Raw genomic sequence first — 11614 nt, forward strand, 5'->3', positions numbered from 1 at the left:
TTGCACCAACAGAAAAAGCTTCGCCTCGAAATCCGGGGTGCGGCGGCATACCTCATGGTGCAGGCCCGTTTACATCCGATATCCGGGAGGGTAGCGCCTCGTGACAAAACAAAGCCCAGGGATCTCAGCGTGAAGGAAAAGGACCGGCGGTCGAAGAATGCCTCCGTGACGACGGCGAAGGGCCGTGGTGCCGAGGCGCGTGGCGGTGGCCGCCATGAAAAGAAGCGTCCACCGTTTGCCAAGTCGGGCGATTTCAAAGAACGGGCCACCATCCAGGCAACGGCGAAAGTTGCAGAGCCGCGCGAGCGCCTCCGCGGGCACAGCCCGAAAACGAGGCACCGGCGCGCGTCATCCCACGGCGCACCGGCGACAAGCCGGGCGAACAGGTGCCGCTCATTCTCGAAACGTCGGGTGTTTCCGGCTATCATCTGATCGACAGCGGCGCCGGCGAAAAGCTTGAGCAGTACGGACCCTATCGCATCGTGCGCCCCGAGGCGCAGGCGCTTTGGCCGCGTACCCTGCCCGCCAGTGTATGGGAGAATGCCGACGCAATCTTCACCGGCGACACCGACGAGGACGGCATGGGCCGCTGGCGCTTTCCCGGCGCCGTTCTTGGCGAGACCTGGCCGATGCAGCTTCTCGGCACCGAATTCCATGGCCGCTTCACGTCCTTCCGCCATGTCGGCGTGTTTCCCGAGCAGCTCGCCCACTGGAGCTGGGTGAAGGACCAGGTAGAGGCGGCCCGCCGCCCCCTGAAGGTCCTCAACCTGTTCGGTTATACCGGGGTCGCCTCGCTGATCGCCGCCAAGGCCGGTGCCGAGGTCACCCATGTCGACGCCTCGAAGAAGGCGATTGGCTGGGCCCGGGAAAACCAGGCGCTGGCGCGCGCCGAAAAGCTGCCGATCCGCTGGATCTGCGACGACGCGATGAAGTTCATTCAGCGCGAGGAACGTCGCGGCAGCCGCTATGACATCATCCTGACCGACCCGCCAAAGTTCGGCCGCGGTCCGAACGGCGAGGTCTGGCAGCTTTTCGACCACCTGGCTGCGATGCTCGACATCTGCCGCGAAATCCTGTCGCCCGAAGCGCGCGGCCTAGTGCTGACCGCCTATTCGATCCGCGCCAGCTTCTACTCGATCCATGAACTGATGCGCGAGACGATGCGCGGCCGCGGCGGCCGGGTGGAATCGGGCGAACTCATCATCCGCGAAGGCGGCCTTGACGGCCACGAGCCGGGACGGGCGCTTTCGACTTCTCTCTTCAGCCGCTGGGTGCCGTAATGAGCAATGACAGAAGCGAACACGGCGCAGGCCGCGTCGGACAGGTGAAGGAAGTCACCAGCCTCACCAATCCTATTATCAAGGACATCAAGTTGCTGGCGCAGAAGAAGCACCGCGACGAGACACGGTCCTTCATGGCCGAAGGCTTGAAACTGGTGATCGATGCGCTCGATCTCGGCTGGAAGATCAAGACGCTGATCTACGCCAAGGCGGCCAAGGGCAAGCCGCATGTGGAACAGGTCGCAGCAAAGACCTTTGCCCGGGGCGGCCTGGTGCTCGAGGTCAGCGAAAAGGTGCTCTCGACGATCACCCGGCGCGACAATCCGCAGATGGTCGTCGGCATCTTCGAGCAGCGCTACCGGGCGCTGAAGGAGATCCGCCCGCAGCTCGGCGAAACCTATGTGGCGCTCGACCGTGTTCGCGATCCGGGTAATCTCGGCACGATTATCCGCACGGCCGATGCGGCCGGTGCCTCCGGCATCATTCTCGTCGGGGAAACGACCGATCCGTTCTCGCTCGAGACGGTGCGGGCGACGATGGGCTCGGTCTTCGCCATGCCGGTCGTGCGCGCCAGCGCCGATGACTTCGTCAAATGGCAGAAGCAGGCCGGTGTAAAGGTCGTCGCCACGCATCTGGCCGGTTCGGTCGACTACCGGACGATCGACTACAAGTCGAAACCGGTCGTGTTGCTGATGGGCAACGAACAGGCTGGCCTTCCGGAAGAGCTTGCCCGTGAGGCCGGAGCGCTGGCCCGCATTCCGCAGGCGGGGCGTGCCGATTCCCTCAACCTGGCGATCGCCACCGGCATCATGCTGTTTGAGGCGCGACGTCATCTGCTGGCGCTGGATGCCGGCGCATGAGCGAAAAGCAGGTATTGTTTTCGCGGCCGCTCCCGATCGCGGTCTTCATCGCCCTCGCGCTCGCCGCCGACCAGCTGATCAAATATCTGGTCGAATCCTATCTGCCGTTCAATGAGGCGGTTCCGGTCTTGCCGATGCTGGCGCTCTACCGCACCTACAATTACGGCGTCGCCTTCTCGATGCTGTCGGGCATGGAAGGCTGGTTCATCGTCGGCATGCGCCTTGTCGTCGTTGCCTTCGTTCTGTGGCTGTGGCGGCGCACGCCGAAGGACAGGTTCTTCGCGCATTTCGGCTACGCCTTGATCATTGCCGGTGCGCTCGGCAACCTCGTCGACCGGCTGATCTTCGGCTACGTCATCGACTACATCCTCTTCCATACGCAGACGTGGTCTTTCGCGGTCTTCAACCTGGCCGACAGTTTCATCACCGTTGGCGCCGGCGCGATCATTCTCGACGAGCTGCTGCAGGCGAAAAAGGCAAACCGCTAAGATTTTATCGATGCGCTGAAGCCATTCGGAACGCTTGCCGTGTTAGCTGAATGGCATGAGCGAGCCGTCACGATTGCTAGAGCAGATCGAATCCGGTTTCGGTGCACAAGCCCGAACCAGCGGTGCGATGTCCGCTGCCGGCAGGGCGGACGGCATCGGATCGGTGTCGAAGCCCGTGGCATCGGCCTACTCCCTGCGTCGTCTTTCGCTGGCATCTTTGGGGGTCATCGCCTCTGGCCTCGTGCTTGCGCTCGGTATCGCCGCCGGTCTTTATCTGTTTTCCGCGGCGGTTGCGGCGGCCGGCCTTGCGGGCGTGTTGCTCCTGATCGCCGATGGCATCAGGGCCGCCGACAGCGATAGACAGTGCGTGGAGGCAAGGCACGATGGCGACTGGGATCGCCAGGAAACTTCGGCGCTGCTTTCGACCATCCACGATGCGCTCGGAGATCTGGCGATCATGCGCGGCATGGATGGCAAGATCGTCCATGCCAATGCCGCCTTTCATCGCGCCTGCGGCATCGATGATGCCAGGGGGCTGACTTGTGCCGCCATCGGCCTGAACTTCGAACCGAAGATCGAACCCAATCACTACCTCGTGCTGATTGCCGCATCCGAAGGGCTGCGCCTCTACGATTGGCACGATGTCATCGCCCGGGATCCGGCGAACGGTCGGCTGATGCGCCACAGCATCGCGCGCGATGTGACGGAGGAAGCCCGTGCTGCACGTGAACGTGAAGACGCGCGCCGCCGCGCCGAGGACGCGAGCCAGGCGAAATCGCGGCTGCTTGCAACCGTCAGCCATGAAATCCGCACGCCGCTGTCCGGCATCCTCGGCATGAGCCATCTGCTCGGCCAGACCCGGCTGTCGAGCGAGCAGAAGAACTATCTTGCCGGCATGCAGCAGTCCGGCCATGCCCTGGTACAGCTCGTCGAGGACCTGATCGATTTCTCGTCGCTGTCTTCAGGGCGTTTCCAGTTCCGGCCCTCGCGACAGGATCCGCGCGGCGTGATCGAGAGCGTCGTCGAGATGCTTTCCAACCGCGCGCATGAAAAGGGCATCGAGATCGGGGCTACCGTGACGGCCGACGTGCCGGCGCTGATGGAGTTCGATGCAGCCCGCCTGCGCCAGGTGCTGTTCAATGTCATCGGCAATGCTGTGAAGTTCACGGAGGTCGGCGGTGTTTTTGTCAGTGCCGACATCGTCGAGGATTGCGTGCAAATCCTCATCGACGACACCGGTCCCGGCATGTCGGGCGACGAACTGAAACGCATCTTTGAAGAGTTCGAACAGGCCGGCAATCACGAGCAGCGCGCCAAGGGTACGGGGCTCGGACTGGCGATCTCGCGCCGGATCATGCAGGCCTGCGGCGGCAGCCTGACAGCGTCGAGCGCGTCCGGCCGCGGCAGCCGCTTCGAGATCCGCCTGCCACTCGCCGAAGTCGAGCGGGTAGCGCCGGAGCGGCGGCAGAGGCTCGCCCAATCGCATGTCCTGGTGATGGCGCCGGATGGGCCAGCATCCGCGGCACTCTCTGCCACCATCGCCACGCTCGGCGGGCGTTGCCATCGGGCACGACGCTGGCCGCCGCCCAGAACGTCATCTCGGATGTTCTTTCCGGCGGCGCGCCATTGACCGATATCATCGTCGATCACCGCCACGCCGGTCAGTTCAAGCAGATTCTCGCCTTGCAGCCGGCCGTCGCGCGCCTCGACGTGCGCCGGACCTACCTGATCAACCCGGAGGAGCGCAACAATCACCCTGTCGATCAGATGGACGGTTACGAGGCTTGGCTGATCCGCCCGTTGCGCGAGAAGTCGCTGGTCGAAGTCCTGCTCGGACGGTTGAAGGGTATCGAGAAGCGCGATGCCATCAACGACAACCGGCCGATCCTTCGCGAGGAACCGACAATTGCGCCCGCCAGGCAGAGCCCGCGCTGCATCCTTTTGGCGGAGGACGATCCGGTCAATGCGCTGATCGTGCGCACGGTGCTGGAGCGCGCCGGACAGACGGTCCGGCTGGTGACGGATTTTGGCGCCGTCGATCAGATCCTCTCCGGGACCGGCGATCAGGTCCAGGCGATGCCGGAACTGGTCGTCACCGATCTCAACATGCCGGGCGGCGACGGATTTTCGATGCTGAAACGCCTGCGGGAGAACGAAGCGATGCGGCCGGGCCGGCGCCTTCCGGTGATCGTGCTGACGTCCGATGCACGGCTGGAGATCAGGGACAGACTTGTCGCGGCCGGCGCCGACGTCGTACTGCCCAAGCCGGCGGATCCGCAGTGGTTGATGGCTGAAATAAGCCGCCTTCTCGAGATACGGTAAGCGCTCAAGTCGTAACGGTATCAACGCCCGAGCGGGGGGTTGTGCTCCGTTTTCATGTCACTATGTTGTTGCAGAAACGTGGTCTAAGCCCGGCAGATACGAATGATTCGGGATGACGCGGATGACGATCGACCTTCTGGATTCGACGAGCGTGGTAGACACTTCTCAAGCTTGCGTCGGCAAGACAATGACCGCCCCGGCGACCGACGTTCTCGGCCGAATAGCTAATCTTGAGACCCGGCTTGCACGCAGCGCATCGGAGATCGATGCGGCGCAGGCGGTGCGCTACAAGGTTTTTGTCGAGGAAATGAAGGCGCAGGTCGGGCCGGACGCCGACCGTCGCAAGCGCGACGTCGACAGCTGGGACGCGATCTGTGATCATCTGCTTGTGCTCGACACGGCGATCGAGGGTGATCCGGAAGACCAGATCGTCGGCACCTACCGCCTGCTGCGCCAGGACGTGGCCGAGCGCGCCGGCGGCTTCTATTCCGCTTCGGAATTCGATGTCGGAGCACTTCTCTCCCGCCACTCCAGCAAGCGCTTCATGGAGCTCGGACGCTCCTGCGTGCTGCCGGATTACCGCACGAAGCGCACCGTGGAACTGCTCTGGCAGGGTAACTGGGCCTATGCTCTGAGATACGGTGTCGATGCCATGTTCGGCTGCGGATCGTTTCCAGGCGTCGTCCCCGCCGAACATGCGCTGGCGCTTTCCTTCCTTCACCACAATATCCTTGCTCGCGACGAATGGGCCGTCGGCGCCCGCCCCGAACTGCACCGGACCATGGACATGATGCCGGTAGAGGCCATCAATCCGAAGAAGGCTCTGGCCGCCTTGCCGCCGCTGATCAAGGGCTACATGCGCCTTGGGGCCATGGTCGGCGACGGCGCGGTGGTCGACCATGCGTTCCGCACCACCGACGTGCTGATCGTTCTGCCGATCAGCAACATCTCCGGCCGCTATCTCAATTACTACGGTGCGGATGCCGGGCGGTTTGCCACGTCTGTATCCTGACAGGCGCTTGACGCAATTAACCAGATATTAAGGATGGGTTTGACTTTCGATGTCGAAAGATGGACTAGTCTTGTCAAGAAGTAATTTGGTTTCATGACGAAATTATAGAATAAATAACGGAGAGAACCGCCAGCTTCATATGAGATTGGCGTATATTGCGCTCTGTCTCCATATTATTTTCATCGCACTGGAAGTAAGTCTTCCATCATGTATTGAGCTCGACCCCTTTCCCAAGGGTGTCGAGCTCTTCTTTTGTATGCAGATCCATGCTGTTTCTGCATCGGCTCGACACACCCTGTTCATCGCTGGAGCAGGGTGTGTCCCGAAATCGGACATCAATTACCGAGTCTACATTCCGGCGTTGTAGGCAGCGATTGCCGCCATGTTGACGATGTCGGAATCCTTCGCCGACATCGAAACGATCTGCACCGATTTGTCGAAACCGACGAGCAGGGGACCGATGACGGTCGAGCCGCCGAGTTCCTGCAGCATCTTCGTCGAGATCGAGGCGGAGTGGAACGCCGGCATGACGAGCACGTTGGCAGGGCCTGAAAGGCGGCAGAAGGGATACTGCTCCATCACCCGCGAATTGAGCGCCACGTCGGCGGCCATCTCGCCGTCATATTCGAAGTCGACACGGCGCTTGTCGAGAATGTTGACCGCCTCGCGCACCCGCTCCGAGCGTTCGCCCGAGGGATGGCCGAAGGTCGAATAGGCCAGCATCGCCACCCGCGGCACGTAGCCGAGGCGCTTGGCGAGGCCGGCTGCTTCCTCGGCGATATCGGCGAGTTCTTCCGACGACGGCATGTCGTGTACGGCCGTGTCGGCGACCAGAACGGTGCGGCCGCGGCAGAGGGCGATCGACACGCCGATGACCCGGTGGCCCGGCTTCGGGTCGATGCAGCGGCGCACATCGTCAAGCGCCGTCGAATAGTTGCGGGTTATGCCCGTGACCATGCCGTCGGCATCCCCGAGCGCGACCATGCACGCGGCGAAGTGGTTGCGGTCGTTGTTGATCAGGCGCTGGGCATCGCGGAACAGGGAGCCCTTGCGCTGCAGGCGCGCGTAGAGGTAGTCGGTATAGGCTCCGACCCGCTTGGAAACCCGGGCATTGACGATTTGGATGCCGGGGCGGTCGAGATCGATGCCCTCGCGCTCCGCGGTCTCGCGCATGCGGTCCTCGCGGCCGAGCAGGATCGCGGTGCCGAGCTGCTGGTTGGCATAGGCGATCGCCGAGCGCATGACCTGCACTTCTTCACCTTCGGCAAAGACGATGCGCTTCGGCTGGCGCCGGACGCGCTCGTAGATCCGTTGCAGCGTCGAGGCAATCGGGTCGCGGCGGGCGGAAAGCTGGCGGCCATAGGCTTCGAGATCGACGATCGGCTTGCGTGCGACGCCGGTTTCCATCGCCGCCTTGGCAACGGCCATCGGGATCGCCGAGATCAGCCTCGGGTCGAAGGGAACCGGGATGATGTACTGCGCGCCGAAGCGCGGGCGGTTGCCCTGGTAGGCGGCCGCGACATCGTCCGGCACGTCTTCCTTGGCGAGGCTTGCGAGCGCTTCCGCCGCGGCGATCTTCATCGCGTCGTTGATCGTCGAGGCGCGCACGTCGAGCGCGCCGCGGAAGATATAGGGGAAGCCGAGTACGTTGTTGACCTGGTTTGGGTAGTCCGAACGGCCGGTCGCGACGATCGCGTCGTCGCGGATGCGGGCGACCTCTTCCGGGGTGATTTCCGGATCCGGGTTGGCCATGGCGAAGATGATCGGCCGCGGCGCCATCGAGCGGACCATGTCCTCCGACAGCGCGCCCTTGGCCGAAAGGCCGAAGACCACGTCAGCACCCTCGAGCGCTTCGGCAAGCGTGCGGCGGTCGGTCTTGACCGCATGCGCCGACTTCCACTGGTTCATGCCTTCGGTGCGGCCCTGGAAGATCACGCCCTTGGTGTCGCAGAGGGTGACGTTTTCCGGGTTGAAGCCCATCGCCTTGATGAGCTCGATGCAGGCGATGCCGGCGCCGGCGCCGTTGCAGACGAGCTTGGTGGTCTTGAAGTCGCGTCCGGTCAACGTCAGCGCGTTGATGAGGCCGGCGGCTGCGATGATCGCTGTGCCGTGCTGGTCGTCATGGAACACTGGAATGTCCATGACCTCGCGCAGCTTCTGCTCGATGATGAAACAGTCCGGCGCCTTAATGTCCTCGAGGTTGATGCCGCCGAAGGAGGGGCCGAGGAAGCGCACGCAGTTGATGAACTCGTCGACGTTCTCGGTGTCGACCTCAAGGTCGATCGAATCGACGTCGGCGAAGCGCTTAAACAGCACCGCCTTGCCTTCCATGACCGGCTTGGAGGCGAGCGCTCCGAGATTGCCGAGGCCGAGGATGGCCGTGCCGTTGGAGATGACCGCGACCATGTTGCCGCGTGTCGTGTAATCGTAGGCGGTGGCGGGATCCTCGGCGATCGCCAGGACCGGCACTGCAACGCCCGGTGAATAAGCGAGCGACAGGTCGCGTTGCGTGGCCATGGCCTTGGTGGGGGAAATCTCCAGCTTTCCGGGACGACCCTGCGAGTGAAAATCGAGCGCTTCCTGCGCGGTGACGCTCGTCATAGTGCGATCGGTCTTGTCGGTGGCCGGCATGTTTCCTCTATCCTCCTGTGGGCGACCCTGTCGGGGCGTCTCTTTATGGTTGTCGTCTATAATTGCTTGCGGATAGTGTGCCATCTCTTTTTTCGGGACAATCATGAATTTCGTGACAGACCAATCGAGCCGCTCCGGCGAGGTGTTTTCTGCAGCCGAACTGGCGACCGAGGAGAGCCGCTCCACGGCGACGCCGATGATGGAGCAGTTCATCGAGATCAAGGCGAACAACCCGGATTCGCTGCTTTTCTACCGCATGGGCGACTTCTACGAGCTGTTCTTCCAGGACGCAGTCGAAGCCTCGCGGGCGCTCGGCATCACGCTGACGAAACGCGGCCAGCATATGGGACAGGAAATCCCGATGTGCGGCGTGCCGGTGCATGCGGCCGACGATTATCTGCAGAAACTGATCGGTCTCGGCTTTCGCGTCGCGGTCTGCGAGCAGGTCGAGGATCCTGCCGAAGCCAAGAAGCGCGGCAGCAAATCAGTCGTGCGCCGCGACGTCGTCCGGCTGGTGACACCGGGGACGATCACCGAGGAGAAGCTGCTTTCGCCCTCGGAGACCAACTATCTGATGGCGCTCGCCCGCATCAAGAGCGGTTCGGAGCCGGCCTATGCGCTGGCCTGGATCGATATCTCGACCGGCATCTTCAGGCTCGCCGAAACCGGTGAGAGCCGGTTGCTCGCCGACATCCTGCGCATCGAGCCGCGCGAACTGATCCTCGCCGACACCGTCTTCCACGACCCGGAACTGCGTCCCGTGTTCGACGTGCTCGGCCGGGTGGCCGTGCCGCAGCCGGGCGTGCTGTTCGACAGCGCCACGGCCGAGGGCCGCATCGCCCGCTACTTCGGCGTCAAGACGCTCGATGGTTTCGGCAGCTTTTCGCGCGCCGAACTGGCGGCGGCATCCGCTGCCATCTCCTATGTCGAAAAGACCCAGCTTGCCGAACGTCCGGCTCTCGGCACACCCGAGCGTGAGAGCGCTGCCTCGACATTGTTCATCGATCCGGCGACGCGGGCCAACCTCGAGCTCGTCAAAACCCTGTCGGGCGCCCGCGAAGGCACGCTTTTGAAAGCGCTCGACCGAACCGTGACGAGCGGCGGAGCGCGGCTCCTGGCCGAACGGCTGATGTCACCGCTGACCGATCCCGATCGCATCAACCAGCGGCTGGATTCGATCGAGATTCTGGCCAGCCAGCCCTCCTTTGCCGGCGATCTGCGCGATTCTCTTCGTCGCGCCCCCGACATGCCGCGTGCGTTGTCGCGGCTGGCGCTTGGCCGCGGCGGCCCGCGCGACCTCGGCGCCATCCAGGCGGGCCTCAAGGCAGCGGCAACGATCTCCCGGCTGATGGCTTCCGGCAATCTGTCTGAGGAGCTTGTCGAGGCACGGGCGGCGATCGATGCCCTGCCATCGGCCGTCCTCGACCACCTCGATACGATGCTTGCCGACGAATTGCCGCTTCTGAAGCGCGACGGCGGCTTCCTGCGGGAAGGGGCAAGTGCCGATCTCGACGAGGTGCGGGGGCTGCGCGACCAGTCACGCCGGGTTATCGCCGGGCTGCAGCTGCAATATTCCGAAGAGACCGGCATCAAGTCGCTGAAGATCAAGCACAACAACGTGCTCGGCTATTTCATCGAGGTGACGGCGGGCAATGCCGGCTCGATGACCGACACCGACGAGGGCCGCGCCCGCTTCATCCATCGCCAGACCATGGCGAACGCGATGCGCTTCACCACGACAGCGCTTGCCGAGCTTGAGAGCAAGATCGCCAATGCGGCCGACCGGGCGCTGTCGATCGAGCTTGCCGCGTTCGAGGCGATGACATCAGACGTCGTGGCGGCGGCCGAAATCATCAAGGCTGCGGCGCTGGCGCTTGCGACCGTCGACGTTTCGGCTGGCCTCGCGACGCTTGCCGAAGAGCAGAACTATGCTCGCCCCATCGTCGACCACACGCGCATGTTCGCCATCGAAGGCGGCCGCCATCCCGTCGTCGAGCAAGCCTTGAAGCGTCAGGCGTCCAACGCCTTCGTTGCCAATGGCTGCGATCTGTCGCCGCCAACAGGCGAAGAGGGCGGGGCGATCTGGCTTCTGACCGGTCCGAACATGGGCGGTAAGTCGACCTTCCTCAGGCAGAACGCGCTGATTGCGATCATGGCGCAGATGGGCACCTTCGTTCCCGCCGCAAGCGCCCATATCGGCATTGTCGACCGCCTGTTCTCGCGCGTCGGCGCCTCCGACGATCTTGCCCGCGGACGCTCGACCTTCATGGTCGAGATGGTCGAGACGGCGGCAATCCTCAATCAGGCGACCGATCGCTCGCTGGTGATCCTCGACGAGATCGGCCGAGGCACTGCGACCTTCGACGGTCTGTCGATTGCCTGGGCAGCCGTCGAGCATCTGCATGAGGCGAACCGCTGCCGCGGATTGTTCGCGACCCACTTCCACGAGCTGACCGTGCTTTCGGAAAAGCTCGGCCGGCTTTCGAATGCGACCATGCGCGTCAAAGAGTGGCACGGCGACGTGATCTTCCTGCACGAGGTCGGGCCGGGTGCCGCCGACCGTTCCTACGGTATTCAGGTCGCCCGTCTTGCCGGTCTGCCGGCTTCGGTCGTGGCTCGGGCCAAGGACGTGCTTGCCAAGCTCGAAGACGCCGATCGCAAGAACCCCGCAAGCCAGCTGATCGACGATCTGCCGTTGTTCCAGGTGGCGATCCGGCGCGAGGAAGCCAAGCCCGCTGGAAACTCCAGGGTTGACGAGGCGCTGAAGGCACTCAACCCCGACGATATGACGCCGCGCGAGGCGCTGGACGCACTCTACGCCCTGAAAAAGGAACTGAGCGCCCGGTGACGGGCATACCGTTTTTCCTGTGCATGCGTCGGTGAAAAAGGCTATACAGCGCCGCGCGCCTTTCGAGGGCGTGGCGATGAGCCTGTATTAATTTTGAAATGCTGCAACGTCCCGGTTCGGCCTTGATCGGATGGGAGCATGCAGGAATGCTCTTCATGCAGCGGACCACGCAA

5 protein-coding genes and 2 pseudogenes are annotated in these 11614 nt (G+C 63.3%); 6 read left to right on the forward strand and 1 reads right to left on the reverse strand.

Annotated elements, in window-relative coordinates:
- Positions 1-129 precede the first annotated feature (129 nt).
- The 5 genes and pseudogenes from BKP54_RS09465 to BKP54_RS09485 all read left to right on the forward strand — a co-directional run bounded on the left by BKP54_RS09465 (position 130) and on the right by BKP54_RS09485 (position 5962).
- A pseudogene (locus tag BKP54_RS09465) lies at positions 130-1280 on the forward strand (class I SAM-dependent rRNA methyltransferase).
- Complete coding sequence (locus tag BKP54_RS09470; protein WP_025425692.1) at positions 1280-2140, forward strand: RNA methyltransferase; 861 nt, start codon at positions 1280-1282, stop codon at positions 2138-2140. Before BKP54_RS09465 ends, BKP54_RS09470 begins: the two are co-directional and overlap by 1 nt.
- Positions 2137-2628 carry a signal peptidase II gene (gene lspA / locus BKP54_RS09475; protein WP_084814366.1) on the forward strand — a complete coding sequence of 164 codons (492 nt, stop codon included), beginning with the start codon at positions 2137-2139 and terminating at the stop codon, positions 2626-2628. The genes BKP54_RS09470 and lspA overlap by 4 nt, the downstream gene beginning before the upstream one ends.
- A gap of 55 nt (positions 2629-2683) precedes the next feature.
- A pseudogene (locus BKP54_RS09480) lies at positions 2684-4950 on the forward strand (ATP-binding protein).
- 121 nt (positions 4951-5071) lie between these two features.
- Positions 5072-5962 carry a GNAT family N-acetyltransferase gene (locus BKP54_RS09485; RefSeq protein ID WP_025425695.1) on the forward strand — a complete coding sequence of 297 codons (891 nt, stop codon included), beginning with the start codon at positions 5072-5074 and terminating at the stop codon, positions 5960-5962.
- 348 nt (positions 5963-6310) lie between these two features.
- Here BKP54_RS09485 and BKP54_RS09495 read toward each other — a convergent pair whose 3' ends face one another.
- Positions 6311-8593, reverse strand: coding sequence for an NADP-dependent malic enzyme (locus BKP54_RS09495; protein ID WP_084814367.1), 2283 nt, complete (start codon positions 8591-8593; stop codon positions 6311-6313).
- Positions 8594-8696: 103 nt separating this feature from the next.
- Between BKP54_RS09495 and mutS the strand changes: the two genes are divergently transcribed.
- Positions 8697-11441, forward strand: a complete 2745-nt coding sequence (gene mutS / locus BKP54_RS09500; protein WP_025425698.1) for a DNA mismatch repair protein MutS — start codon at positions 8697-8699, stop codon at positions 11439-11441.
- The last annotated feature ends 173 nt before the right edge of the window (positions 11442-11614 follow it).

Origin of the sequence: Ensifer sp. 1H6 (genome assembly GCF_001976035.1) — a bacterium.
In the GTDB taxonomy this organism is placed as follows: domain Bacteria; phylum Pseudomonadota; class Alphaproteobacteria; order Rhizobiales; family Rhizobiaceae; genus Ensifer; species Ensifer canadensis.

What these genes read in the sequence shown, in the direction of transcription:
- lspA (WP_084814366.1), top strand. Translation starts at nt 2,137, where the DNA reads ATGAGCGAAAAGCAGGTATTGTTTTCGCGGCCGCTCCCGATCGCGGTC.
- BKP54_RS09485 (WP_025425695.1), top strand. Translation starts at nt 5,072, where the DNA reads ATGACGATCGACCTTCTGGATTCGACGAGCGTGGTAGACACTTCTCAA.
- mutS (WP_025425698.1), top strand. Translation starts at nt 8,697, where the DNA reads ATGAATTTCGTGACAGACCAATCGAGCCGCTCCGGCGAGGTGTTTTCT.
- BKP54_RS09470 (WP_025425692.1), top strand. Translation starts at nt 1,280, where the DNA reads ATGAGCAATGACAGAAGCGAACACGGCGCAGGCCGCGTCGGACAGGTG.
- BKP54_RS09495 (WP_084814367.1), bottom strand. Translation starts at nt 8,593, where the DNA reads ATGCCGGCCACCGACAAGACCGATCGCACTATGACGAGCGTCACCGCG.